21 protein-coding genes and 1 pseudogene are annotated in these 26645 nt (G+C 65.2%); 14 read left to right on the top strand and 8 right to left on the bottom strand.

Translation table 11 applies throughout. The features are described 5' to 3' along the window. Nucleotides 1-79 precede the first annotated feature (79 nt). Nucleotides 80-514 (top strand): PaaI family thioesterase, encoded by a 435-nt coding sequence (locus SHTP_RS19565; RefSeq protein ID WP_096371510.1) that lies wholly within the window; start codon nt 80-82, stop codon nt 512-514. Nucleotides 515-521: 7 nt separating this feature from the next. Here SHTP_RS19565 and SHTP_RS19570 read toward each other — a convergent pair whose 3' ends face one another. Then, a complete protein-coding gene (locus SHTP_RS19570; RefSeq protein ID WP_011741665.1) occupies nt 522-1013 on the bottom strand; it encodes a beta-class carbonic anhydrase in 492 nt (163 codons plus the stop codon). Between the two features lie 322 nt (nt 1014-1335). On the opposite strand from SHTP_RS19570, the gene SHTP_RS19575 reads away from it, so the two are divergent. The 4 genes from SHTP_RS19575 (at nt 1336) to SHTP_RS19590 (ending at nt 6776) form a co-directional block, all read left to right on the top strand. Then, the gene (locus tag SHTP_RS19575; protein WP_096371511.1) at nt 1336-2313 is read left to right on the top strand and encodes an ABC transporter permease; all 978 of its coding nucleotides are present in this window, start codon (nt 1336-1338) and stop codon (nt 2311-2313) included. Then, on the top strand, nt 2310-3203 hold the full coding sequence (locus tag SHTP_RS19580) for an ABC transporter permease (RefSeq protein WP_096371512.1): 894 nt from the start codon (nt 2310-2312) through the stop codon (nt 3201-3203). Before SHTP_RS19575 ends, SHTP_RS19580 begins: the two co-directional genes overlap by 4 nt. Then, nucleotides 3200-5038: a dipeptide ABC transporter ATP-binding protein gene (locus SHTP_RS19585; RefSeq protein ID WP_096371513.1), complete on the top strand. Its 1839-nt coding sequence runs from the start codon at nt 3200-3202 to the stop codon at nt 5036-5038. The genes SHTP_RS19580 and SHTP_RS19585 overlap by 4 nt, the downstream gene beginning before the upstream one ends. Before the next feature lie 100 nt (nt 5039-5138). After that, nucleotides 5139-6776: an ABC transporter family substrate-binding protein gene (locus SHTP_RS19590; RefSeq protein ID WP_096371514.1), complete on the top strand. Its 1638-nt coding sequence runs from the start codon at nt 5139-5141 to the stop codon at nt 6774-6776. Here the strand turns inward: SHTP_RS19590 and SHTP_RS19595 are convergent. From SHTP_RS19595 to SHTP_RS19610, 4 genes are all read right to left on the bottom strand, one after another. After that, complete coding sequence (locus SHTP_RS19595; RefSeq protein ID WP_096371515.1) at nt 6763-8010, bottom strand: alpha/beta hydrolase; 1248 nt, start codon at nt 8008-8010, stop codon at nt 6763-6765. The genes SHTP_RS19590 and SHTP_RS19595 overlap by 14 nt on opposite strands. A gap of 89 nt (nt 8011-8099) precedes the next feature. Beyond that, nucleotides 8100-9689 carry a GMC family oxidoreductase gene (locus SHTP_RS19600; RefSeq protein WP_096371516.1) on the bottom strand — a complete coding sequence of 530 codons (1590 nt, stop codon included), beginning with the start codon at nt 9687-9689 and terminating at the stop codon, nt 8100-8102. 49 nt (nt 9690-9738) lie between these two features. After that, entirely contained in the window at nt 9739-12369 is a 2631-nt protein-coding gene (locus SHTP_RS19605; RefSeq protein WP_096371517.1) for an AAA family ATPase, read from the bottom strand. Further along, nucleotides 12366-13517, bottom strand: a complete 1152-nt coding sequence (locus tag SHTP_RS19610; protein WP_096371518.1) for a metallophosphoesterase family protein — start codon at nt 13515-13517, stop codon at nt 12366-12368. The genes SHTP_RS19605 and SHTP_RS19610 overlap by 4 nt, the downstream gene beginning before the upstream one ends. A gap of 285 nt (nt 13518-13802) precedes the next feature. Here SHTP_RS19610 and SHTP_RS19615 point away from each other — a divergent pair, with 285 nt between their 5' ends. After that, entirely contained in the window at nt 13803-14306 is a 504-nt protein-coding gene (locus SHTP_RS19615) for a SixA phosphatase family protein (protein WP_012395721.1), read from the top strand. Between the two features lie 59 nt (nt 14307-14365). Here the strand turns inward: SHTP_RS19615 and SHTP_RS19620 are convergent, their stop codons facing one another. Beyond that, nucleotides 14366-14944, bottom strand: coding sequence for a DUF3558 domain-containing protein (locus SHTP_RS19620; protein WP_231991170.1), 579 nt, complete (start codon nt 14942-14944; stop codon nt 14366-14368). Beyond that, nucleotides 14941-15453: a DUF3558 domain-containing protein gene (locus SHTP_RS19625; RefSeq protein WP_369797362.1), complete on the bottom strand. Its 513-nt coding sequence runs from the start codon at nt 15451-15453 to the stop codon at nt 14941-14943. Before SHTP_RS19625 ends, SHTP_RS19620 begins: the two co-directional genes overlap by 4 nt. A gap of 192 nt (nt 15454-15645) precedes the next feature. On the opposite strand from SHTP_RS19625, the gene SHTP_RS19630 reads away from it, so the two are divergent. Then, nucleotides 15646-17385 (top strand): ABC transporter ATP-binding protein, encoded by a 1740-nt coding sequence (locus SHTP_RS19630; RefSeq protein ID WP_096371519.1) that lies wholly within the window; start codon nt 15646-15648, stop codon nt 17383-17385. Further along, nucleotides 17382-19304 carry an ABC transporter ATP-binding protein gene (locus tag SHTP_RS19635; RefSeq protein WP_096371521.1) on the top strand — a complete coding sequence of 641 codons (1923 nt, stop codon included), beginning with the start codon at nt 17382-17384 and terminating at the stop codon, nt 19302-19304. Before SHTP_RS19630 ends, SHTP_RS19635 begins: the two co-directional genes overlap by 4 nt. A gap of 65 nt (nt 19305-19369) precedes the next feature. Here the strand turns inward: SHTP_RS19635 and SHTP_RS19640 are convergent. Beyond that, nucleotides 19370-21173: pseudogene (locus SHTP_RS19640) on the bottom strand (PE family protein). A 720-nt stretch (nt 21174-21893) separates the two neighbouring features. On the opposite strand from SHTP_RS19640, the gene SHTP_RS19645 reads away from it, so the two are divergent. The 6 genes from SHTP_RS19645 to embR all read left to right on the top strand — a co-directional run bounded on the left by SHTP_RS19645 (nt 21894) and on the right by embR (nt 26573). After that, entirely contained in the window at nt 21894-22226 is a 333-nt protein-coding gene (locus SHTP_RS19645; RefSeq protein WP_011741678.1) for a DUF732 domain-containing protein, read from the top strand. Nucleotides 22227-22457: 231 nt separating this feature from the next. Next, the gene (locus SHTP_RS19650; protein WP_012395726.1) at nt 22458-22790 is read left to right on the top strand and encodes a DUF732 domain-containing protein; all 333 of its coding nucleotides are present in this window, start codon (nt 22458-22460) and stop codon (nt 22788-22790) included. Between the two features lie 239 nt (nt 22791-23029). Beyond that, nucleotides 23030-23770: an LppX_LprAFG lipoprotein gene (locus SHTP_RS19655; protein ID WP_015356739.1), complete on the top strand. Its 741-nt coding sequence runs from the start codon at nt 23030-23032 to the stop codon at nt 23768-23770. An 83-nt stretch (nt 23771-23853) separates the two neighbouring features. Continuing rightward, nucleotides 23854-24222, top strand: coding sequence for a DUF4189 domain-containing protein (locus SHTP_RS19660; protein WP_015356740.1), 369 nt, complete (start codon nt 23854-23856; stop codon nt 24220-24222). A gap of 143 nt (nt 24223-24365) precedes the next feature. Beyond that, nucleotides 24366-25076: a C39 family peptidase gene (locus SHTP_RS19665; RefSeq protein ID WP_096371522.1), complete on the top strand. Its 711-nt coding sequence runs from the start codon at nt 24366-24368 to the stop codon at nt 25074-25076. Nucleotides 25077-25412: 336 nt separating this feature from the next. Next, entirely contained in the window at nt 25413-26573 is a 1161-nt protein-coding gene (gene embR, locus SHTP_RS19675) for an ATPase/transcriptional regulator EmbR (RefSeq protein WP_015356742.1), read from the top strand. Nucleotides 26574-26645: the final 72 nt, after the last annotated feature.

Raw genomic sequence — 26645 nt, forward strand, 5'->3', positions numbered from 1 at the left:
TCAATGAAACTTTTGGGAAGCGCGCGGGCAGCTTTGGGAACTTCTTTTCCAGCCGTCGTCGATACGCCAGCATGGACGGATGTCCAATGCTTCAGGTTCGGCCGACAATGCCAGCGGTCGCGACGTCATCGCGCAGTTTCTGCCGCAGTCGCCGTTCGTCACGAAACTGGGAATCGTCGCAGATCACCTCGGTGCCGATGAGGTGCGGCTTCGGCTGCCGTGGGACCCGTCCAACGTCACGATCGGCGACATGGTGCACGGCGGGGCCATCGCTACCCTTGCCGACCTGACGGTCATGGCCGCCGCTTGGTGCAGCGGGCAGGCGCCGCCCGAGCTGCGCGGCGTCACGGTGTCGCTGGCGCTGGACTTCATGGCGCCGGCACGGGCCACAGACGTGATCGGGGTGGGCCGGGTGCTGCGGCGTGGGCGCTCCTTGGTCAACTGCGAGGCCGAGATCGTCGACCCCGAAGGCACGCTGCTCGCCAAGGCCCTGGCGACCTACCAGGTGGGTTGATGTCACGCTAGAGCGTGACCTCGTTGAGCTTGCCGGTGGCGACGTCGAAAACAAAGCCGCGCAATGAGACGTGCTTGGTGACAAACGGGCTGTTCTCGATGCGGCGCAGCGACTGCTTGACGTCCTCCGCCGCATCCGGGAACGCCTCGGCCGCCCACGGGGGTTTGACTCCAGTCTCGTCCTGGATTCCACGCTTGAAGTCGTCATCGGTGAAAGTGAGCATGCCGCAGTCGGTGTGGTGAATCAGCACGACTTCTCGGGTCCCCAGTAGCCGCTGACTGATCGCCAATGAGCGAATGGCGTCGTCGGTGGCCACGCCCCCTGCGTTGCGAATGACGTGCGCTTCGCCTTCGTTGATGCCGAGCAGGCGATAAACGTCCAGGCGCGCATCCATGCAGGCCAAGATCGCAATGTGTTTACTCGGCGGCATCGGCAGCGGACCTTCGAAGCCACTCGCGTAATCCGCGTTGTTAGCCAGGTAGTCGTCGGTAACCGTCACGCACGTCTCCTTATATGTCCCGGCAGAAAATTTGCTACACAAAGCGAAGCCGCGCAGGAGTTTAACAACCGAATGCCCGAATTTCACCGGTGAAAATCAGCAGGATCGCAAAGCGATCGACCCACCCCCGGCGTTGCCGTACCGGCCGCCGCCCGCATCACACGAACCCGTCCCACCGAAATTGAGCGGCAACGCGTGCAGTTGCTGCAAACGCCGAAATCAGCGAGGACCGTCGACATCGGGGGCCGTCTGGTCGGCGTTGTCAGCGACGCTACACACCCGCTTCTCGCTACCCTGTCCCAATGCAACACGGTGGATGGGCATGACACGATTTCTGGCGCGCCGGTTGCTCAACTACGTTGTGCTCCTCGCGCTGGCCTCGTTCTTGACCTACTGCCTGACCTCGCTGGCCTTCTCGCCGCTGGAAAGCCTGATGCAGCGCAGCCCACGCCCACCTCAAGCGGTGATCGACGCGAAGGCCGCCGAGCTCGGATTGAACAAGCCGATACAGGTGCGCTACGCCCACTGGGTCACCCATGCCGTTCGCGGCGACTTCGGTGTCACCATCAGCGGTCAGCCGGTCTCCGCGGAACTGGGCCGCCGCATCGGAACCAGCTTGCGGCTGCTGCTCATCGGATCGGTAGTCGGCACCGCGCTCGGCGTGGCGATCGGCGCATGGGGTGCCATCCGCCAATACCGGTTCAGTGACCGGGTGATCACCATGCTGGCATTGCTGGTGCTGAGCACCCCGACCTTCGTCGCGGCAAACCTGCTGATTCTGGGCGCACTGCGGGTGAATTGGGCGCTGGGATTTCAGCTGTTCGACTACACCGGCGAGACCTCACCGGGCGTGGACGGTGGAACCTGGGCAGCATTCGGTGACCGCCTGAAACATTTGGTCCTGCCATCGTTGACGCTGGCGTTGGGCGCCGCGGCGGGCTACAGCCGATACCAGCGCAATGCGATGCTCGACGTGCTGGGCCAGGACTTCATTCGCACCGCCCGCGCCAAGGGCCTCACCCGCCGGCGCGCGCTCATCAAACATGGGCTGCGAACCGCACTGATTCCGATGGCAACGCTGTTCGCCTACGGGGTTGCCGGACTGGTCACCGGCGCGGTGTTTGTCGAAAAGATCTTCGGCTGGCACGGCATGGGTGAATGGGCGGTCCGGGGCATCGCGACCCAGGACACCAACATCGTCGTAGCGATCACGGTGTTCTCCGGGGCCGTGGTCTTGCTGGCCGGCCTGCTCTCCGACATCTTCTATGCGGCGCTCGACCCGAGGGTCCGGGTTTCATGACCGATCAAGCCACGCAAGTCGAGTTCACCTCACGCCGCACGCTGGTGCTGCGCCGGTTCCTGCGTAACCGGGCCGCGGTGGCATCGCTGGCGGTGCTGGTGGTGCTGTTCGTGGGGTGCTATGCGCTGCCCTCGGTGCTGCCCTACTCCTACGAGGACCTCGATTTCGACGCGCTGCTACAGCCACCGAGCACCCGTCATTGGCTGGGCACCAATGCGCTAGGTCAGGACTTGCTCGCGCAGACGTTGCGGGGCATGCAGAAATCCATGCTCATCGGCGTCTTTGTGGCGGTGATCTCCACCGGAATCGCCGCCACCGTCGGTGCCGTCTCCGGCTATTTCGGCGGGTGGCGAGACCGAGCCCTGATGTGGTTGGTGGACCTGCTGTTGGTGGTGCCCAGCTTCATCCTGATTGCGATCGTCACTCCGCGTACCAAGAACTCGACCAACATGATGTTTCTGGTGCTGCTGCTGGCCGGATTCGGCTGGATGATCAGCTCCCGCATGGTGCGTGGCATGACCATGAGCCTGCGCGAGCGCGAGTTCATCAGAGCGGCAAGGTATATGGGCGTTTCCAGCCGGCGGATCATCACCGGCCACGTGATACCCAATGTGGCGTCGATTCTGATCATCGACGCGGCACTCAATGTCGCGGCCGCCATCCTGGCCGAAACAGGCTTGAGCTTCCTCGGTTTCGGCATCCAGCCACCGGACGTGTCGTTGGGCACCCTGATCGCCGATGGCACCCAGTCGGTAACCACGTTCCCGTGGGTGTTCCTGTTCCCGGCCGGGGTCCTGGTGTTGATTCTGGTCTGCGCCAACCTGACCGGTGATGGCTTGCGCGACGCACTGGACCCGGCCATCAAGACGCTGCGAAGTGGTGACCGATGAACCCGCTGCTCGAGGTGACCGATCTGGCCGTCACCTTCCCCACCGAGAACTATCCGGTCACCGCCGTGCGCGGCATCAGCTACCAGGTAGCCCCCGGCGAAGTGGTCGCGATGGTGGGCGAATCCGGATCGGGCAAGTCCGCGGCGGCCATGGCCGTAGTCGGTCTGCTACCCGAGTACGCCAAGGTCCGTGGCTCGGTCCGGTTGCAGGGCACCGAGCTACTGGGGCTGGCCGACGACGCGATGTCGCGGTTCCGCGGCAAGGTGATCGGCACCGTGTTCCAGGATCCGATGTCCGCTTTGACCCCGGTCTACACCGTCGGCGATCAAATCGCCGAAACCATCGAGATACATCAGCCCACTTTCAGCAGGAAGGCGGCGCGGCGGCGTGCGGTGGAGCTGCTTGAACTGGTTGGTATCGCACAACCCGAGCGACGCGCCCGCGCGTTTCCGCATGAGCTTTCCGGCGGTGAACGCCAACGGGTGGTCATCGCCATCGCCATCGCCATCGATCCCGATCTGTTGATCTGTGACGAACCCACCACCGCTCTGGACGTGACCGTGCAGGCCCAGATCCTCGACGTGCTCAAGACGGCTCGGGATGTGACCGGGGCCGGAGTGCTCATCATCACCCACGACCTGGGTGTGGTTGCCGAGTTCGCCGATCGAGCGCTGGTCATGTACGCCGGGCGAGTTGTGGAAAAGGCTACGGTCAACGACCTCTACCACAATCGCCGAATGCCTTACACCATCGGACTATTGGGTTCAGTCCCCAGGCTCGATGCCACGCAGGGCACCCGATTGGTGCCAATCCCGGGTGCCCCTCCGTCGCTCGCCGGCCTCGATCGGGGCTGCCCGTTCGCACCCCGCTGTCCCTTGGTCATCGATGAATGCCGCTCCGACGAACCCGAGTTGATCGAGGTCGGCCAGAATCACCGGGCTGCCTGCATTCGCACCGATCAGGTGAACGGGCGCAGCGCCGCCGACATCTATGGCGTGCAGACCGAGGCCACCGAGCCGGCGCCCGCCGACTCATCGGTGGTCGTCCGGGTCAGCGACCTGGTCAAGACATATCCGCTGACCAAGGGCGTGCTGCTGCGGCGATCGATCGGCGAGGTGCGCGCGGTCGACGGCGTGAGTTTCGAACTCCGCCAGGGCCACACGTTGGGCATCGTGGGTGAGTCTGGATCAGGAAAATCCACTACCTTGCATCAGATTTTGGAGCTCGCCGCGCCACAATCGGGATCGATCGAAGTTCTGGGCACCGATGTCACCACTTTGACCGCGTCGAGTCGCAGAGCGCTGCGACGCGATATCCAGGTGGTCTTTCAAGATCCGGTCGCCTCACTGGACCCTCGACTGCCGATCTCCGATTTGTTGGCCGAACCACTGCAAGCCAACGGCTTCAACAAGACCGATACCCAGGACCGGGTTGCCGAACTGCTTGACATCGTCGGGCTGCGTCGTAGCGATGCCAGCCGCTATCCCGCCGAATTCTCCGGCGGACAGAAGCAACGGATCGGTATCGCACGAGCGCTGGCGCTGCAACCCAAGATTCTGGCGCTCGACGAACCGGTGTCCGCCCTCGACGTCTCGATCCAGGCCGGAATCATCAACCTGCTCCTGGACCTGCAAGCGCGGTTCAAACTGTCGTACCTGTTTGTCTCCCATGACCTCTCAGTGGTCAAACACCTCGCCCATTCCGTGGTCGTCATGTTTGCCGGCAGCATCGTCGAGCAGGGCAACAGCCAGGAGGTTTTCAGCAATCCGCAACACGAGTACACACAGCGTCTGCTGGGCGCGGTGCCACAACCGATTCCGGGCAATGCTGACTAACGCAGATCGACATGACGGCGTCCAGCCCGGGCCTGGCGCGAGGTCGCGGCGGCCGACTCGCCCCTGGGCACGGCGTCGAATCCGGTGTGCCGGTGACGCATTGCTCACCGTGACGCTCCTGCTTGCCGGCTGTTCGGCCAGCACCCAACTCCCCGCCGCGACCAGCGGGTCCACCGCGGTCGGCAGCAGCAGCGATATCAACCCGCAAGATCCCGCCACCCTCGAAGACGGTGGTGACCTGAGGCTCTCGCTCACCGACTTCCCACCCAATTTCAATATCTTGCATATCGACGGCAACTCGGCGGAGGTTGCGGCGATGGTCAAAGCCACTCTGCCGCGGTCCTTCATCATCGGTCCAGACGGTTCGACGACGGTCGACCACGACTACTTCACCAGTGTCGAACTCACCAAGACCAACCCGCAAGTGATCACCTACACCATCAATCCCAAAGCATTCTGGTCTGATGGCACGCCGGTCACCTGGCGTGACATCGCGAGTCAGATCCACGCGACCAGCGGCGCGGACAACAGATTCGAAATCGCCTCGAGCGGGGGCTCCGACCGTGTCGCGTCAGTGACCCCGGGAGTCGATGATCGTCAAGCCATGGTGACGTTTGCCAAACCCTACGCGGAGTGGCGTGGGATGTTTGCCGGCAACGGGATGCTGCTGCCCAGCAGCATGACCGCCACGCCCGAGGCGTTCAACAAGGGACAACTCACCGGACCCGGCCCCTCCGCAGGCCCGTTCATCGTCACCTCACTGGACCGCAGCGCACAGCGAATCGTATTGACTCGCAACCCTAAATGGTGGGGAAAGAAGCCGCGCCTGCACAGCATCACCTGCCTGGTTCTCGATGACGCCGCGCGGATACCTGCCCTGCAGAACTTCACCATCGACGCGACCGGGATCGGTTCACTCGATCAACTCACCATCGCCGAGCGCACCAAGGGGATCTCGATCCGGCGCGCGCCGGCTCCCAGTTGGAGCCATTTCACCCTCAACGGTGCCCCGGGAGCGGTCCTCGCCGACCCGGCGCTGCGGTTGGCCGTCTGCAAGGGGATCGACCGCCGGACGATAGCCAAAGTGGCACTATACGGCCTGACCAATGATCCGGCGCCGTTGAACAATCATGTTTTCGTCGCCGGGCAGGAGGGCTATCAGGACAACAGCAGTCCCTACGATCCGGAGCAGGCCAAGCGGGAGCTCGACGCCCTGGGCTGGAAGCTCAACGGCAAGTTCCGGGAGAAAGACGGCCATCAGCTCGTCGTCCGCTTGCTGTTCTACGAAGCTCAGAGCAGTCGCCAATTCGCGCAGGTCGCTCAGTACAGCCTGGCCCAGATCGGCGTCAAACTCGAACTGCAATCGAGGTCGGGCAGTGGCTTTTTCAGTAACTACGTCAATGTCGGGGCCTTCGACATTGCGCTGTTCGGCTGGGTCGGCGACGCTTTCCCCCTCTCCTCGCTCACCCAGATCTACATGTCCGACGGGGAAAGCAACTTTGGGAAGATCGGCAGCCCACAGATCGATGCGGCGATCGAGCGGACGCTGCAGGAGCTGGATCCGGCCAAGGCCCTCGCGCTGGCCAATGAGGTGGATAAGCTCATCTGGGCCGAGGGGTTCAGCCTGCCGTTGACCCAATCACCGGGAACGATTGCCGTCCGCAGCACGCTGGCAAATTTTGGCGCCAGGGGCCTCGCCGATCTGGATTACACCGCGATCGGATTCATGCGGAGCTGACCCGGCGATGCAGCAGCGGCGCCGGTAGCGCGTGCTCCGCCATAGCCGCCAGTTCGATCGCTTTCCACAAGGCGCGGATCGGCAGCCGCGCCGGCATTGCGTCCAACTCCGCCCCTCGACCGGTGAGCGCGCCGAACTCCCCCCGACATACCGCCCCGGCAATGGCCAGGGCCGCGGGCTCACGGAAGTCAAGGGCGCTGTGCGCCATGGTCGGTAGCTCTATCAGGACCGCGTTGGGCGGCAATGATGCGATATGTTCGGCGACCATGGCCGGGGTAGTGAGATCGTGCCCGCCCGAAACAACCACGGTTGGCCAGCCGAATCTGGGCATCTCGGCCACCAAGTCGTACGGCTCGGACTCGAACTGATCTGTCGCCGCAATAGTTTCGCGAATCGCCTGAGCGGGATCGAACGGTAGGCCGTCGGGCTCGGCAGCGTAGTCCAGTTCGCGGAACGCGATGCGACCGACCAGGTCCATCTCGTAGCGGTACGGCACCTTGCGTGCATACATGGCAGAGAACCGGAAAAGCACGTGCCACAAGATCATCCGGCCGCACAGCAGGAGATCCAATTGGCGTTCCAGAAGCCGCGCTCCGCCGTACCCGTAAACCGCCGCTGCGACCTGGGATGCGCGGGCCGTCATCACCCCGGCATCGACCAGCTGCCGAACCTTGGCCGCCAGCGCGGCGGTCTCCGGGCTATCCCCGTCGAGTAGCCGCCTACGAATGGTCTCGCGCGCAAGCGCAATGTCATCGCGAGACAGCAACGGCGAATCGAGAATCATCGACCGTACCCGGGCCGGGTGACGGACGCCGACTCCAGCGGCAATGTAGGTGCCGTATGACGTGCCGTAGATGACAGCCGAGTCGACATGGGCGTCATCGAGCACCGCGGCAATATCGTCGACGACCTGATCGATTGTGAAAGCTTCTGGCGGTAGGTCGGCTCCGGAGTCATCGTGGCGCCACATCCCCACTCCGCGGTGCTCGATCATGATGATATCCAGACCGGCAGCGGCGGCACGCCGGCGCAACCCCTTGTACACCAGCATCGACGCCACTCCCGGCCCGCCCGGGATGATGACCAGCGGATGCGCCGACTTTCGGCCGGCGCGCACGTAGTACAGATCAAACTCGCTGTCGTTGCCCGGCGACACCGGCCGGCGCACCGGCCGCACACCCGGCATTCCCGCGAGTTTCTCGTGCGCCCGGCGCCGTTTGTCGCTCAACGTCATCGGCGTCGGCCCATCATGGGCAGTATTCTGCCCAGACGGGCTGTCGTCGGCAGCTCAAGGGGCCGTCGGTTGGGCCCCTAGAACCCGGCTCAATTGCGGATCAGGTCGGCAGCCTTGGCGCCTATCAGCACCGATGGGGCATCAGTGTGTCCACGCACCGTGCTCGGCATCACCGACGCGTCGGCGACGCGCAGGCCGTCGACCCCGCGCACCCGTAACTGCGGATCCACCACGCTCGCCTCGTCGCTGCCCATCCGACAGGTACCCAAGGGGTGATACAGGGTGTGCGAACAGGTGGTGAGGGCCAACTCGAGGGTTGCTTCATCGAGCTCGCTGCTGTTGTGCGGCCGCGCCACCGGCCCCAGCAGGCCGCGGAGCGCGGGCGCCTGGGCGATACGTGCGCAGATCCGCAGGCCTTCCATCATCGCGGCACGGTCCACACCGCCGGGGTCGGACAGGTAGCGGGCTTCGATGATCGGCTTGGCATGGGGATCGGCAGACCGAAGCGTGATCTGACCCCGGCTCTGTGGGGCAACCAAGATCGGCCCGAAAACCACGCCGTGGCCCGGCGGGTGCGCGGGCAGTCCTTCGTCGTAGAACGGTGCCGGCGCGAAGATCAGCTCCAGGTCGGGTAGGTCCAGACCCGGCCGGCTGCGGACGAATCCGTATGCTTCGCCGACGTTGGAGGTCAGCATGCCCCGGCGCCGCAACAGATAGTTGATCAGCTGCATGGGCTTTTCGGCGGCGGCCAGACTGTCCCCGGCAACGTCGAAGCCCAGCCGCGTGATGAGGTGGTCCAGTAGATTCTGGCCCACTTCTGGCGCGTGGTAGACGGTTTCGATTCCGTGATCGGCGAGATGACTACGGTCTCCGATGCCCGAGAGCATCAGCAGCTGCGGGCTGTTGACCGCGCCGCCGCACAGCACGACCTCCCGGCGGGCATGCACCGTGCAGTGTTGCCCCTCGCGCTGGTACTCGACGCCAGTCGCCCGGGTACCGTGGATGACGATTCGGGTCGCCGTCGCACCGGTGAGGATGCTCAGGTTCCTGCACCCCATCGCCGGTCTGAGATACGCGTCGACGGTGCTCCACCGGGAGCCGCGGCGCTGAGTGACGATCGTTTCGCAAAAACCTTCCGGCTCTGCGAAATTCGGCTGCACCGGCGGGAACCCACAGTCGCGTGTGGCGGCCAGCCAGGCCGCAGTCAGCGGACTCGGACTCCGTTGACGGGAGATCTGTAGCGGACCCGTCACACCGCTGTCGTCACCATTGACGAAGTGCCAGGCGGCAGTGACGTCTTCAATCTGGCGGAAGTAGCCGAGCAGCTCGCCGTAGGACCAGTGCGAGCCGGCGAGCCGAGCCCATTCGTCATAGTCGGCGGCAAAGCCGCGCACCCACATCATCGCGTTCATCGAGGACGAGCCGCCGAGCACCTTGTCCCGGGGCCAGTAGATCTCGCGCCCGCCCAGCTGCGGCTCCGGTTCGGTCGTGTAATCCCAGTCGACTTCGCTGCGGAACAGCTTGGGAAACGCCGCCGGAATCCCGATGAAGCGATTCTTGTCGCTCGGCCCGGCCTCGAGCGCCACCACCGAGGTGCCCGAATCGGCGCTAAGCCGATTGACCACCGCCGCCCCAGCTGAGCCCGTACCGACCACTACGTAATCGCACTCAATGTCCACCGCTCATCCCCGTTTTGGGATCAGTGTATGACGCGGGGCGGCCCGATCACTAAAGATTCAGATCGATCCGGTGCGCGCCGGCGACACCGTCGTATCGGTCAGGGCTGCACGTCAGCACGATCACCTGACCATGGGTTCCCACGGTATCGAACACTCCCCCCATCTTGGCCAGGCGGTCTGGATCGGTGAATCCCAGTGCATCGTCGACCACCACCGGAACGGTGTCCTCCTTGGCCACCAGCGCCGCGCCCGCAAACCGGGCCAATATGCCGAGCTGCTCTTTGGCGCCGCCGGACAACGACTCGTAAGGCACCGTGACATCGTCGAGAGTCCGGCTGCGGATCCGTAGATCGCTACCGACATCGACCTCGAACGTGGGCCCGAACACCGGGCGCCCGAGTCGCTGTAGCTCCATTCGATAGGGCTCGACGTAGCGCTGCCGGGTGGTATCGCGATGCCGTGTCATCACCGATCGCAACAGCTGGGCGGCTCTGGCGCGGCGTCCGATGCGGGCGTGCTGACTAGCGGCATGCTCACGTTCGGTCTCTGCCGCATCAAGCTTGCTCTGCCGACCTTCGCTGCCGAACACCGAGAGTTCGACGCTGATGTCGCGCAGCGCGGCGACAACGGCATCGTGGCGCTCATCCAGTGACTGCGCGATCTCGGCGGCTTCCCGTGCTTCGGCGGCTACCGCCTCGGGCTCGGCAGCGTCCAGCACTTCGGTCAGTTCGGCGAGTCGACGCTGCGACGCCTGCAGCACGTGCAGATCGGCATCGGCCGCCGACGCGAGGTCGGCATCGCTAACCGCGGCCCGCGCGGTGGCCAGCCGCGAGGTGGCCGCTTCGACTTCGGCCCGCCCGTTTTCCAGCCTGCTCTGCAAAACCGTGGCCGAAGTAGAGGTTTCGGCGAGACGCCGGCTTGCCGCGAGAGCGAGCTTGCGCTGATCCTCGCACTGCTTGCCGGCCGTTATCCGGGCGGCCTCGGCCGCCTCGAGTTCGGCACGGGCAGCCGTGGCATCGGTCGCAAACAGATCGGGCTCAGCGGGCTGGCTGGCCTGCAGCTGTGCAAGCCGGCAGCGGAGTTGGTCTACCTGCTCGTCACCACACAGCCCGGCCAGGGTGGCGTTCAACTGGTCGCGGCGCCCCAACAGTTCGCGGCGGCGCTGTTCGACCGATCGGGCCTCCGCCAAGGTTGCCACGCCGCCCGCGGCCAATGCCACCGCAAGTTCTTCTTGTGCTGCAACATATTTGGCCTGCGCCTCCAGCGCGGTCGCCCCCTGGGCGATCCGCGCCGTCAGGACCCCGGGGACCTCGACCTCCGCGGGGCCGGTGGCCGTCATCGACCAACTCGAACCCGCCGACAACTGCACCCGTTGACCGCCAACCACCAGCTCGATATCGGCGGCCGCAGTGAACTCCACCGCCGCGGAAATCAACGCGAGTTGCCCGTCCACCCGATCCACGCTCGCCGCAGCGGATTCGATTCGTTTCAGCAGCGCCTCGGTAAGTGTCACCTCGGATAGCTGGGCGCAGACCCGGTCATGGTCACACTGGACCTCTCCGATCCTGGCCAGTCGGGCGCTCAACCGTTGCGCCTGTTCGCGGTCGGCGATCTGGTCGAGAGAGCGCCGGGCGGCTTCGGCACGGCGTTGAACCGCCGTCAGGCTAGCCGTGGCTTCCTCGACCGCGACGGCGCACCGCTGCGCATCGGCGCTCGCCATCGCCCGCTGGTCGGCGGCGTGCTGCGCATCGATTTGCAGGGCCTCGAGCGCCTTGGCGCGACTGTCGATTTCCTCGCACAGGGCACGCCGTTCAGCATGAGCGGCCGCCGAAGCCGAGCTGGTTGCGGCCTTCGCAGCGGTGACGAGCTTGGCCTCATGCGCTTCTGCCTTCAGCCCCGCGACCTTGTCGGCGGCCTGCCGCGCAGCCGCCAGCCGGGAACCGGCTGCAGCCAACTTCGGCGCCAATTCTGCTGCCTGCCTAGTTAGTTCACCATGGCGACTGATGCGCTCGTCGACCTCGGATACCGCCGCGGCGCACTCCGCTACCGCAGTCTCGGCTCCGCTCAGCCGAGCGAGGGTTGCCGCCCATTCGCCGGTGGGACGTCCGGTTGGGGTGAAGTAGCGCGAATACTCGGCATCGATGCGTTCAATCAGCACTGGCTCGGCACCCGAGAGCGCCACGTCGGTGGCCGAATGGGCGGCGGCAATATCGAGCGCGCGGGAAAGCGCATCACAGCTGGACAGATCCACCGCCGTGGTCGACGCGGCCTGCAGCACCCGCTGGGCACGCCACAACTCGGTGTCCACCGTCTCCGCCAAGATCGCCCGGACCCGCTCATGGGCTTCGTCGCCGGTCAACTGTTCGCGACGAGGCGCCAGCACCGTCAGCTGTGTTTCACACTTCTTGTGAAAACGCTTCCGGTAGACGAAACGGTAAGGACCACTGCTTATTTCGGCAGTGACCTCGGATCCGACGTCGGCATTGGTCGGTTTGACCTGCTTGATTTCCTTTTTCGCCGAGCGATCCTTGAATTCCAGTAGGAGATCCAAAGCCTCGATCATCGAGGACTTTCCAATCTCGTTGGCGCCGCACACAACCACCACACCGTGGTCTGGAAACTCGATCTCCCGATGCGCGATCCCGCGGTAGTTGGTCAGTACCAGCCGGTGCAACTTCATGCCGCGCCCCGATCTGTGAGCCGCAGCAGCAGAGCCAACGCCGCCTGAGCATCGACTGCGGATCCGTCGGCACCCGAACGAGCGGTTGCGACCAACTCGTCAACGGCGGCCGCAGCGAAACCGCCGATGCCGAGGTCGCTGAACTCACCATCCGCCGGAATCACGGCCAGGTCGGTGTGGCGTTCCCACAGGCCCAGCCAGGCGAACAACCGCGCATACCTGTCCAGGCACGCATCCAGCGCGGCACGGTCGGTGACGGTCAACGAACCGGTCAGGGCCAACCGCACCACGGTGCGGTCCTTGTCGGTCATCAGATCCAGATTCAGATCGAGGTCGGCAATGTCACGGCTGGTGTCCACTTCCCGGCGCAGCGTGACAAACCGCCAGCAGCCGACCCGCCTGGCTGTCACCGAGACCGGGCGGCACGGGTCGGTTTCGTCAATGTCGACGACGAGGACGTGGCCGGGGTCAGATTCGACGTCGTCGAAGTTGGTGACTTCCGGCGATCCCGAGTACCACACCCTGCCGCTGCCACCAACCTGAGTCAGCGAATGCTTGTCCCCGAGCGCCACATAATGCAACATTCCTCGCGCCACCGCGTCCTCGAGCCCAGCGAGCCGGATCAGCGAGGGCTTGCCGGGATCCGGGTCCAGCGCATCGATTCCCCCGTGGGCGACCAGCAATCGGGTGCCAGCCCCTTCGGACAGTCCCGCCAACACGTCGGCGACAAGATCGGTGGTGGGAGCCTTGGACCGCCACGGAGCGGCGACAAGCTCCACTCCCGGACGCACTTGGTGACTACCGCAGCGATCGAGAACGACAACGTTGTCCGGACATTCAGTACGAAACAGTGCGCCGGTGTATACCGAAGAAGCGTCCAGCGGGTCGTGATTGCCCGGAAGCAGGTAGACCGGAACACCGATGGCGCGCATGGCCTCCAAGGACTGGCTGATGACCTGGGGCGTGAGCTGATTGTGTTCGAAGACGTCACCGGCCACAACCACGAACTCGGCACCCACCTCGGCAGCCAGCGCCCCCAGACCGGCCACCGCATCGCGGCGCGCCGCCGAATAGCGCGGCTGCGCGTCACCGGCGAGAAAGTGGCGGGTCATGCCCAGCTGCCAGTCGGCGGTGTGCAGGAATCGCATCCTGGTGACCTCCTAGCGAAAAAGCGTGTCTATCAGGGCAACGCGAGTGTAGGTCTGGGCACCGACAAGACGCGGGACCTCGCCCGGCAGGTTCGGCTCGCAAGCGGTCGGCACGGGATCGAGGACCCACGCCGCCCGCCGTAGTCGAACATCCATTCGCATCGCGGGCAGCGCAGGGCGGGTCGCCATCTGGTGCGCGGCGAAGTGCGCACGGTGTTCGCCACCGAGCTGATGATTCGCACGCGCGTCGGTGCCGCCAACCCGGTTGGCCTTAGGGTGGGCCGAATGAGTGACCGGCACACGCTGTTGTTGATGCGGCATGCGAAATCCCAATATCCGCCTGGTGTGGCTGACCATGAGCGACCGTTGGCACCGCGCGGGCGTCGCGAGGCCGGATTGGCCGGAGACTGGCTGCGCGGCAATGCGCCAGCCGTCGACGAGGTGTTGTGCTCCACCGCGATCCGTACCCGAGAGACGCTGGCACGCAGCGGTATCGATGCACCGGTGCACTATTCCCAGCGGCTCTATGGCGCCGTGCCCGGCACGCTGATCGGCGAGATCAACCGGATTGGCGAGGACGTCGCGACCCTGCTCGTCGTCGGGCATGAGCCAACGATGTCCGAGGTGGCACTGGGCCTCGCCGGCGCCACCGGCACCGACGCTGCCGCCGCCGAACGGCTCTCGGCGAAATTCCCGACGTCGGCGATTGCGGTGCTGCAGGTGGCCGGCCGCTGGGAAGATCTCGAACTCGGTGGCGCTGCCCTCATCACGTTCCACGTGCCGCGCTAGCGAACCGTCGCCCGACGCGGACCCCCGGGGGTAGCACCCATCCCCGGGTGTCCCGCCAGTCAGGAGTTGGTGGCCAGCGTCAGCTCCATCAGCTTGATGGCCTGCGAGCAGGCATCGATACCGGGGGCCTGAGGATTGACCCACCAGCCGACAACTCCGGCGGCGTCGCTTGCCACGCCGCATGCGCCGTTGGGGTCATTGGGTCGCATCACAATCGAGTCGACGCCCTGAATGGTGCGACTCTCGACCTGATACTTCAGTCCCTCGGCCACCTTGCGTTCGTTGCTCAAGCTGCCCTGCTCGAACCAGTACCGGGTGATGTCGATCAGCCCGGCCGGGTTGGCCGCCTGCCAGCGGCAGATCGCGCCGACGAACGTGCTCTGAATGTCGAGCGGATCGGCGCCCACCGTCTTGGCCAGGATGTCGGTGGTCAGCACTTCACATTCTTTGAGCAGGTTGGGGTACTGCTGCTCGGAATTGTTGTTGCGTGGGACCCCACCCCCGCCCGCTTTGATGGCGTTGCCCGAAATCGACCTCGAGCAGCCGGTTGTCGACACCAGCACCGCCAGCAGCACGGCCGCCGCGCGCAGGCCTGCACCATTACCGCGCCGAGATCCACGACGCATCCCACCGCTCATTTCGAGTTCGCAATCGACTGACGAGTGAGTTCCCTGGCGACGTCACACGGCGGCGGGAATGGCTTCTGGTTGAAGCTCACCGACCATTCGATGAAGTCGTCCTGGAACTGGATCCCTACCTCACACAACGAGTCGCCCAGGGTGGGCTCGTTGCCGATGGCGATGAAGCCGCTGTGGCCGTCGATGTTGATGTCCTCGACACTCGCGCGGGAGAGCTCCTCGGTCTTGCGCTCACGACCGATTGGACTGCCGCGGTACCAGGAGAAGGAGAAGTGCGGGCCCATGATGCCGCCGCCCGCCAACCACTGGCACCCCACCGAGTTCTGAGCCGTGTTGATCAGGCCACTGATCCTGGTCAACTGTGTCACTGTCTGGTCGCTGACACCGCCGCACTGCGGAAAGAACGGTCCGTGACGGCCCTCGGAGCTGCCCGGGGTCGACGAAGCCGTCGCACCGGGATTGTTGTCACCGGAATTGGAGCACCCTGCAACTGCGGGACTCAGAGCCATCAATGCCGCCGCAGCCAGGGCCAGCGTCGTCAAATTACGCCGCACCGCTTACCTCTCTACTGCTGGTCACAGCATGCACTGTAGCCGCAGCCCCGCGGGTCAACCACCGACACGCCACCTGATCAGGCATTTCGTCCTGACCGATGCTGCCGGCCCCAGCACCGGGCCGACACGGTATGCGACAGTTACCCCATGCTCCTGGCACTGCTGCGCCAGTACATCCGGCCGTACCGTCGGCTGGTCGCCGCGCTGATGGCGCTGCAGCTGATCAGCACCCTGGCCTCGCTGTACCTGCCCACGGTCAACGCCGCGATCATCGATGACGGAGTCGCCAGGGGCGATACCAACACCATCATCCGGCTGGGTGTGGTGATGCTCGGCGTGACCGGACTACAGGTGCTGTGCGCGGTGGGTGCCGTCTACTTCGGAGCCCGCACCGGGACCGGCTTCGGCCGCGACCTGCGCGCCGCGATGTTCGAGCATGTGATCACCTTTTCCGAACGCGAGACGGCCAGATTCGGCGCGTCGACGCTGTTGGCCCGCAGCACCAACGACGTCCGCCAGATTGTGTTCCTGGTGCAGACGACTGCCACCATGCTGGTGGCCGCGCCGATAATGAGCATCGGCGGCATCATCATGGCGGTTCATCAAGAGGCCGCGCTGACCTGGCTGCTGCTGGTCAGCGTTCCGATCTTGGCGCTGGCGAACTACTGGATCATGACCCACATGCTGCCGTTGTTTCGCAGCATGCAGGCGTTGATCGACGGCATCAACCGGGTGCTGCGCGACCAGCTGTCCGGCGTCCGGGTGGTTCGCGCGTTCACTCGGGAGCCCTTCGAGCGGGACAGGTTCGCCCAGGCGAACACCGCGTTGGCGAGCACCGCGTTGCGGGCCGGCAATTGGCAGGCGCTGATGCTGCCGGTGACCACACTGACGATCAACGTGTCCAGCGTCGCGGTGATCTGGTTCGGCGGCCTGCTGATCGACCAAGGCCGGATGCAGGTCGGCTCGCTGAGCGCATTTCTGTCGTACTTCGCCCAGATTCTGATGGCGGTGCTGATGGCAACGATGACCTTGGTGGTGCTGCCGCGAGCCGCCGTGTGCGCGGAGCGCATCACCGAGGTGCTCTCGACTCCCGCCGCACTGAACAACCCGCAACACCCCAGATTCCCCGCTGCCGGCATCACCGGCGCGGTCCGGTTGGAAAACATCACCTTCAGCTATCCCGGCGCCGACTGCCCGGTGCTGCAAGACATCTCCTTGTCGGCACCGCCGGGAGCCACCACCGCGATTGTCGGCAGCACCGGTTCGGGCAAGTCGACGCTGATATCGCTGATCTGCCGGCTCTACGACGTTACCGGCGGCACCGTGCTGCTGGACGGGATTGATGTCCGCAACTACCAGACCGAGCGGTTGTGGGCGGCGATCGGGCTGGTGCCCCAGCGCGGTTACCTGTTCTCCGGCACCGTCGCCGACAACCTGCGCTACGGCAAATCCGACGCAACCGACGAAGAGATGTGGGAGGCGCTGCGGGTCGCGGCCGCAGAGGAATTCGTCCGGGCGCACGGCCTGCAGATGCGTGTCGCGCAGGGCGGGATCAACTTCTCCGGTGGGCAGCGTCAACGACTCGCGATCGCCCGGGCGATCATCGGCCGACCCGCGGTCTATCTGTTCGACGACGCATTCTCCGCCCTTGATGTGCACACCGATGCGCGGGTCCGCGCATCGCTGCGAGAACTTGCCACAAAGTCGGCCATTATTATTGGCACACAACGCGTTTCGACTGCCGCACAGGCCGATCAAGTGATCGTGATCGACGATGGCAGAGTTGTCGGGGCGGGCACTCACGATTCCCTCCTGATCGATTGCCCCACCTATGCCGAATTTGCCGTCTCGCAGTCGGTGACCGCCGACATCAGGGGCGTCTCGTGACCGCGGCACTCAACCAGCGACCCCGAGGCGGCGCCCCGGCGCCAACCCGATCGCGCGACTTCTGGGGTTCGGCGACGCGGCTGGTGAAACGGCTCGCCCCACAACGACGGCGCAGTCTTGCGGTGATCGCCCTGGGCATCGTCGGCACCGCGATCGGGGTGGCCGTTCCCCGAATCCTCGGCCACGCCACCGATCTGCTGTTCAACGGCGTGATCGGACGCCAGTTGCCCGCCGGAATCACCAAGGCGCAAGCGATTGCCGGCGCCCGGGCCCGCGGTGACAATACCTTCGCCGAACTACTGTCGGGAATGAAGGTAACCCCCGGCCAAGGCGTGGCCTTCGGTGCGGTGGTACGAACCCTCGCACTGGCGTTGGCCCTGTATCTCATTGCTTCCCTGCTAATTTGGGGGCAAGCCCGGTTGCTCAACGTCACCGTGCAGCGCACCGTGGCAGCGTTGCGCGCCGACGTCGAGCACAAGCTGCACCGGCTGCCACTGTCCTACTTCGACGGACGTCAGCGTGGCGAACTGCTGAGCCGGGTCACCAACGACATCGACAACATTCAGTCGTCGCTATCGATGACGATCAGCCAGCTGGTGACCGCGATCCTGACCGTGGTCGCGGTGCTGTCGATGATGGTGTGGATCTCGCCGCTGCTGGCACTGATCACCCTGCTGACCGTGCCGTTGTCGTTGCTGGTGACGCGAGCGATCACCCGACGTTCACAACGGCTGTTCGTTGCGCATTGGACCAGTACCGGACGCCTCAACGCACACATCGAAGAGACCTACAGCGGCTTCACGGTCGTCAAGACCTTCGGCCACCAGGCCGCAGCACGCGAGCAGTTTCACAACCTCAACGATGACGTCTACCAGGCCAGTTTCGGCGCCCAACTGCTCTCTGGCCTGGTGCAGCCGGCGACCACGTTCATTGGCAACCTGGGCTATGTAGCGGTCGCGGTGATGGGGGGCCTGCAGGTGGCCACCGGTCAAATCACATTGGGCAGCGTGCAGGCGTTCATTCAATATGTCCGGCAATTCAACACACCGGTGTCGCAGGTGGCGGCCATGTACAACAGCCTGCAGTCCGGTGTGGCCAGCGCAGAGCGGGTGTTCGAGCTGCTCGACGAACCCGAAGAAGCCGCCGACCCCGCGTCGGCGCTGCAACCGCCGGTCAGCCGGACCGGCCGCGCCCCGGCCCTGACCGGTCGCGTGGAGTTCGAGCGGGTGAACTTTGCCTATCACCCGGGCCATCCGGTGATCCACGACTTGTCACTGGTGGCCGAACCGGGCAGCACGGTGGCGATCGTCGGACCGACAGGTGCCGGCAAGACCACGCTGGTCAACCTGCTGATGCGGTTCTATGAGGTCGATTCCGGCCGCATCCTGGTCGACGGAATCGACATCACCACGGTGAGCCGGCGGTCACTGCGGTCGCACATCGGCATGGTGCTCCAGGACACCTGGTTGTTCGACGGGACGATCTCGGAGAACATCGCTTACGGGCGTCCGGAGGCCAGCCCGGACGACATCATCCAAGCCGCCAAAGCGGCCTACGTCGACCGGTTCGTCCACATGCTGCCGGCCGGCTATCAGACCCGGATCAGCGGAGACGGCAGCAACATCAGCGCCGGCGAGAAGCAACTGATCACCATCGCCCGCGCATTTCTTGCCCGCCCGCAGTTGTTAATCCTGGACGAGGCCACCAGTTCGGTCGACACCCGCACCGAGCTGCTCATCGCACGGGCAACCGCCGAACTTCGCCGGGATCGAACCAGCTTCATCATCGCCCATCGCCTTTCGACGATTCGTGACGCCGACCAGATTCTGGTGGTGCAGGCGGGCCAGATCGTCGAACACGGCACCCACGCGGAGCTGCTGGCCAACCGGGGCGCCTACTACGCCATGACGCGGGCCTAGAACGATTCTGGCGATGCAGCCCCGCTGGCGGTGGTGGCGCCAAAGCGCGCGGTAACCGTACCGGGTCAGCCCGCTGCGCCGTCGGCGCCGGTACCGCCCTGCACGCCGTTATGGCCGCTGATGCCGTTGTAGGTTGTCCCGACGCCTGGATCGCCACCCACGCCACCGTCGCCACCGACAGCGCCGGCGCCGCCCGCACCGCCAGTCCCACCGATGCCGTTGGTACCCGAGTGACCGATCAACCACCCGCCAGTGCCACCGGCACCGCCGGTGCCGAACCCTCCGCCGGAGCCGCCGTCGCCCCCGGTTCCGCCGTCCGTGGCATCGCCGCCGGAGCCACCGGCCCCGGTGCCAGACGAACTGCCGTCACCGCCAACTCCGCCATTCCCACCGGCGCCGCCGATGCCGCCGGTACCACCGACTCCGCCGTCGCCACCCGCACCGCCGTCGCCGCCATTTCCGAACAGCAGCCCGCCGGCACCGCCGCTGCCGCCAACCCCGCCAACCCCGCCGGTCCCGCCGTCGCCGCCGGTGCCCGCAATGTCGCCGTCGCCGCCAATATTGGCGTCGGCCACGCCACCGTCAGTCGAGCCGGCGGAACCACCAACCCCGCCGGTCCCCCCCGGCGCCCCCGGTGGCGCCGATGCCGCCGGTGCCCCCGGTGCCCCCGGTACCGCCGATGCCGCCGTCGCCGACCAATATCCCGCCACGACCACCGTTACCCCCGCCGCCGCCGGTCCCGCCGGTGCCACCGGAAGCGCCGCTGGCCCCATTGCCGCCGGTCCCGCCAATACCCGCATAGGCGCTGCCGCTGGAAGTGACGGCAGGCCCGCCCAGTCCTCCATCGCCGCCCGAAGCTCCAGGAGCTCCGCCGTTGCCGCCGGTCCCGCCGAAACCTCCATAGGCGTCACCGCTGCCGTCATTGATGGCGAACCCGCCGACCCCACCGGTGCCTCCGGTCACCCCCGAGCCCCCATCGGCACCGCTGCCACCGTTACCGCCGTTGGCATCGCCAATCGAGGTTGTAACGTTGTTGCCCCACGCGCCGGGGCCTGCTGTGCCGTTAGAGGTGTTCACGCCGTCCGCGCCGGCCAGGCCGGTGCCGCCTTGCCCGCCGCTGCCGCCGTTGCCGCCGTTGCCGAACAGGTAGGCGTTGCCACCTTGCCCGGGGTCGCCGCCACCGATACCCGCCGCGGCCGCACCACCCTGCCCGCCCGCACCGCCGTCGCCGTAGAGCCACCCACCGTTGCCGCCGGCACCCCCGGCCGCACCGCTACCGCCGATCCCACCGGCCCCGCCCTGGCCGAACAGCCAGCCACCGTTGCCACCGGCACCCCCGGCCGCGCCAAGCCCCCCGGCCCCACCTGTTCCGCCGGCGCCGATCAACCCCGCGCTTCCACCGGTACCGCCGATCTGGCCGGACGCTCCGGAGCCGCCGTCGCCCCCATTGCCGTACAAGATCCCGCCGTCGCCTCCACTCTGTCCAGTCCCCGCCACCCCATCGTCGCCGTTGCCGATCAACGGGCGCCCCAACAGCGCCTGGGCGGGCGCATTGACCACGTCGAGCACTGCCTGCAACGACGAGGCGTTGGCGACCTCCGCGCTTGCATACTTCCCCGCAGCCGCGTCAAGGGCGGTTACCAACTGGTCGTGAAACGCCGCCACTTGGGCGCCGAGCGCTTGATAGGCCTGGGCATGTCCGGAAAACACTGCGGCGACCGCCGCCGACACCTCATCGGCACCCGCGGCCAGCGCGCCCATGGTCGGCACCGCGGCGGCGACGTTAGCCTGACTGATCGCCGAGCCGATGCTTGCTAGATCCCTGCCCGCCACCGCCAATACCTCTGGCGAGACGACGACAAACGACATCACAACCCTCCCACCTGCTCGTGTTCACCCCAGCAGCCGCGCTGTCTTCTTCGCACGATGCGTCGAGGCGAATCGTATCGTCTTCCTACGCAACATATGTCGCATTTTGGTTAACTTGTCATCGCTACACAAAAGGTGAAACGCATTCACGTTCAGCAACATTGGCCACGAAAGCCATCCGGGCTGTGACCAGCAGATACTTCGCACTCCAACCGCTAAACTCGAAAACCACTCGCATTGCGCCACACTGACCGCCAACCGCAGTCGACACCGTAGACAGCCCAATTTCGCTGCCTAGCCATCAAACGCGAAAATTGCTCGCATAGAGCCACACTGACGTCCACTATCGTCCACGCCGAAGCCAGACTAACTGTGCCGAGCATCGCAACTTTCACGGTCGGACACAACGCCTACCACCAGAATTCGGTTGCTCTCCTTGCTTATAGATCCATCAGGGCATTTGCCGGGAGGAACCACGCAGGAGCGGGCGCGAAATCGTGATCCAGGTCAACGGTGCAGCGCTACAGCCCAATGCCGGCAACGGGAGCGGCATATGGCCAATGGCGCGGATCGAGCTCGCGCGGGCTAGCCACGATGCCGGCGCGCAGCCGCCGCGACGCCATCACTGGAGTGCGCCAAGAAGTTGTTGAGAATCCTTGGAGCGGCCGGCCCGATGCTGGGGTCATCCAGCCAGGGAAACCAGAGCAAAGGACCTCAGCAATGTTCTCAACCCGCATCACCGCAGCCGTCACCACCGCAATCGGCGCAGCCGCCGTCGGGCTAGCCATCGCGACCGCAGGCAGCGCTGCGGCCAGCACCGACGACACCGCCTTCATCTCACAGATGGAGTCGGTCGGGGTCACCTTCTCCTCACCTCAGGCGGCCGACCGGGAAGGTCACCAGGTCTGCCAGGAATTGGCCAGCGGCAAGACGGGCACCGACATCGCCGAGGAAATCCTCAGCCAGACCGACCTGACCTCCAAGCAAGCGGCCTACTTCGTGGTCTACGCCACCAAGGACTACTGCCCGCAGTACGCCAGCCAGCTCGCCTAGCCCTTCGCCAACCACGCGGGGATCCCGGCCCGGGATCCCCGCTTCGGCCTGCTATCGGCGAGTTCAATTATGCGACAGTGCTTTTCAAACCAATCTCAGTGTGCCGATCATCGCCAAGGCGGGTTGGCGGACGGGCGCCAAGAACTTGCCAAGAACTTATTTAGAATCCGCCAAGGCGCCGGCCTCAAGGTGAAATCACCAACGGAAAATCACCGACAGAGGATCGCCACCATGTTCTCACCGCGCATCACCGCAGCCATCACCACCGCAATCGGCGCCGCCGCAATCGGCCTCGCCATCGCCGGCGCCGGCGCCGCGAACGCCAGCACCGGTGACGAGACCTTCATCGCCCAGATGAAGGGAGTCGGCGTCACCTTCTCCTCAACTCAGTCGGCCGTGCGCCAGGGCCACCAGGTCTGCCAGGAATTGGCCAGCGGAAAGACGGGCACCGACATCGCCGAGGAGATCCTCAGCCAGACCAACCTGACCACCAAGCAAGCGGCCTACTTCGTCGTGGACGCTACCAAGGTCTACTGCCCCGAATACGCCAGCCAGCTGACCTAGGACCAACCGACCGGGCGTGCGGGGATCCTGATTTCCGGATCCCCGCATCCGTCGTTTCCGGTCCGAAAGCGGAGCTTGGGGACTTGCCGGCGGATCCGCAATCCCAGTGTCCGCAAGGATCTGCACCCAAAACTTTCACACCCACTCGGGCCCTTCGAGTTCGGTGGTGGATTGTTGACTGCGCCGCTCACAGATTGCTAAGCACGACAATGCCGTGGGCCAACATAAGGAGAATTCCGATGAAGCATCCGCCTCGTTCCGTTGTCGCCACCGCCGTCACACTGGCAGTCGTGCTCGCGATCGGGGGCTGCTCGAGCAACGGTGGTTCCGGCGGACCCGGGACGGCCACCGGCACCACCGTCACCACCAGTAGCGCCGAGGCGGCCACCATCCTCAAGCAGGCCGCCGAGGCCATGCGCAAGGTCACCGGAATGCATGTGAACCTCACGGTGGACGGCGACGTGCCGAACTTGCGCGTGACCAAGCTCGAGGGCGACATTTCCAACTCACCGCAGACCGTGGCCACCGGAAGCGCGACGATGCTCGTCGGCAACAAACAAGAGGACGCGAAGTTCGTCTATGTCGACGGTCATCTGTATTCGGACCTGGGACAGCCCGGCACATATACCGATTTCGGTGACGGGGCATCCATCTACAACGTTTCGGTGTTGCTTGACCCCAACCAGGGGTTGGCCAACCTGCTGGCCAACCTCAAGGAAGCATCCGTCACCGGCAGCGAGCAGGTGAACGGTGTAGCCACCACCAAGATCACCGGGAACTCGGCCGCGGACGACATCGCCACGCTTGCCGGCTCGCGGCTTACCTCCGCGGACGTCACCACGGTGCCCACCACCGTCTGGATAGCTACCGACGGGTCCTCTCACCTGGTGCAGATCAAGATCCTGCCGACCCCGGCCACATCGGTGACGCTGACCATGTCCGACTGGGGCAAGCAGGTCACCGCAACCAAGCCGGTCTAGCCATTGTCGTGAGCGCAGTTCATCGCAGTTCATCGCAAGCCGTTGAAACCGCCGGAGCACCGGCACTTGGAAAGGACTCACCAATGACGACGATCTCCCGTCGGCGGCGGTTAGCGGTGGCCGTCGCCAGTGTGGCTACCGCCACGGCAACTACCCTGACGCTCGCACCCGTCGCTGATGCCGCCGACCAATACGGCGCGATCGCCTACTCCGGCGACGGCTCCTGGGGACGAGCGTCGCACTACCCGACCCGAGCGGCCGCCGAAGCAACCGCCGTCAAACTATGTGGCTACTCCGACTGCAAAGTGCTCACCACCTTCACCGCCTGTGGGGCGGTGGCTGCCGACGGCAAGACTTTCGAAGGCGGTGTCGGGCCCACCCTGAGCGCCGCGATGAAAGACGCGCTGAGCAAGCTCGGGGGCGGCTACATCGACACCTGGGCATGCAACTGAACCTGCCCGACCCATGCGATGACCACCGTCGACCGGCGGGCAGCAGATCACCCCAAGAATTCGTGGAGATAACAAAAAGGCCTACATAAGAACCTTTTCTCAACGCCCACTCCGCACCCGCGGAACTGAGAAAAGGACAGACGATGAAGATCAACAAGATCGCCACCGCCCTCAAGACAGCCACCTTCGCGATCGCCGCCGGTGCCGTTGCACTGGGACTGGCCAGCCCGGCCGGTGCAGCGTCCGGCACGATGTACGGCGACCCAGCGGCTGCCGCCAAGTACTGGCGCTACCAGAAATACGACGACTGCCTCATCATGGCCGTCGCCGACGTGGTCGGTCAGGTGACCGGCAAGGAGCCCTCGGAGCAGGCCAACATCAAGGTGGCCCAGACGACCCCCAGCGCCGTGCACCCCGGGTCGATCTACACCAAGCCGGCCGACACCAAGAACCCGAACTCGGGCCAGGGCACCAGCCAGGCCGACATCGCGACGTTGCTGGCGCACTACGGCATCGACGCTGTTCTTACCAACCTGGACAACGCCCCGAGCAACGGAGTCCTCACCGGCATGGAGGCCCTCGAGCACCACCTGGGCAACGGTCGCGCGGTGATCGTCAGTGTCAACGCCGAAATGATCTGGGGCGTGACCATCGACAACAAGGACGAGGCCGGCAACCCGGTTTCTGACCACGCGGTGGTCGTGACCGGTGTCGACACCGCCAACGGGGTCGTGCACCTCAACGACAGCGGCAGCGACGAGGGGCGCGACGAGCAGGTCCCGATGGCCCTGTTCATGCAGGCATGGGCCACCAGCCAAGACTTCATGGCCGTGACCACCCAAGCCAGCAATTGACCATCGATCACCACCGCGGGCGGCCCACCCGGTGCACACGCACCGGACCGGCCGCCCGCACGGGCATGTTCGCAAGCACACCAAGACAATTCGCATGCAATACCAGTGATCGTCTTGGCAGCGCGGGCATTTCAACGGCCATCGTGGTAACCATCTGCGGCCAGAACCAACGGCCGACACCGATGCCGGACGGCCCCGACACCTCGCCGACGTGCCGGGATCCCCGGTTCTCACCGCATCGGCGAACTTGGTACCACAATAACCAGTAACGACAAACCAGTAATGACACCCGACTGCTAGGGATGCGAACGCGAGTGAAGCCGCGGAGGACCCGGAATGGCTGGTAGCGCAATGGTGGACAAACGTCTCGAATTCGGTCTACTCGGACCGTTGGAGATGACTATCGACGGCGAGCTGGTGCCGCTGGGCACACCCAAGCAGCGCGCGGTTCTGGCCATGCTGGTGATCAACCGCAACCGGCCGGTCGGGGTCGACTCACTGATCACCGCCCTGTGGGAGGAGTGGCCGCCGGCGGGGGCGCGGGCCAGCATTCACTCCTACGTGTCCAATCTGCGCAAGCTTCTCAGCGGCGCCGGGGTCGATCCACGGGCCATGCTGGCCGCCGCCCCGCCGGGCTACCGGCTCAGCATCCCGGATAGCACGTGCGATCTGGGGAGGTTCATCGCCGAGAAGACCGCCGGCGTGCATGCGGCCGCGGCCGGCAAATTCGAGCAGGCCAGCCAGCACTTGTCGAGGGCGTTGGCCCAATGGCGTGGACCCGTACTCGACGACCTGCGAGACTTTCAGTTCGTCGACGCGTTCGCCACCGCACTGGTCGAGGATAAGATCCTTGCCCATACCGCGAAGGCGGAAGCCGAAATCGCCTGCGGCCGGGCGGCCGCGGTGATCACCGAACTTGAAGCGCTGACCGCCGAGCATCCCTACCGCGAGCCGCTGTGGACGCAGTTGATCACCGCCTACTACCTCACCGATCGCCAATCCGACGCACTAGGTGCCTATCGCCGGGTAAAGACGACCCTCGCCGAAGACCTCGGCATCGATCCCGGCCCGACCCTGCGGGCCCTCAATGAACGAATCCTGCGTCAGGAACCACTCGACGCCAAGATGAACGCCAAGTCCACCGCCGTTGGCACAGTCACGGTGCTCGACCAGCGCACAATGGTGTCGGGCCAGCAGGCCGTCGCCTACTTGCACACCATCGCGTCGGGTCACGACTACCCGATTCGGACCGCGGCAACCCGAATCGGGCGGCTCAGCGACAACGACATCGTCCTGGACAGCGCGAACGTCAGCCGCCACCACGCCGTCATCATCGACACCGGAACCAACTACATCATCAACGACCTACGGTCATCCAACGGAGTGCATGTACAGCACCAGCGGATCCGCGGCGCCGTCACGCTCAACGATGGCGACCACATCCGTATCTGCGACCACGAATTCACCTTCCAGCTCACCGCACGAAACCCCCGGTGAGCCAGCTCGTCCAACCGGGTTGTTTAGCAATGCTTTTCGGCGCGCAACGCTTGATCGACGGGCTGGCCTGCG

The sequence above is a fragment of the Mycobacterium ulcerans subsp. shinshuense genome (genome assembly GCF_002355775.1).
GTDB classification, from domain to species: Bacteria; Actinomycetota; Actinomycetes; order Mycobacteriales; family Mycobacteriaceae; genus Mycobacterium; species Mycobacterium marinum.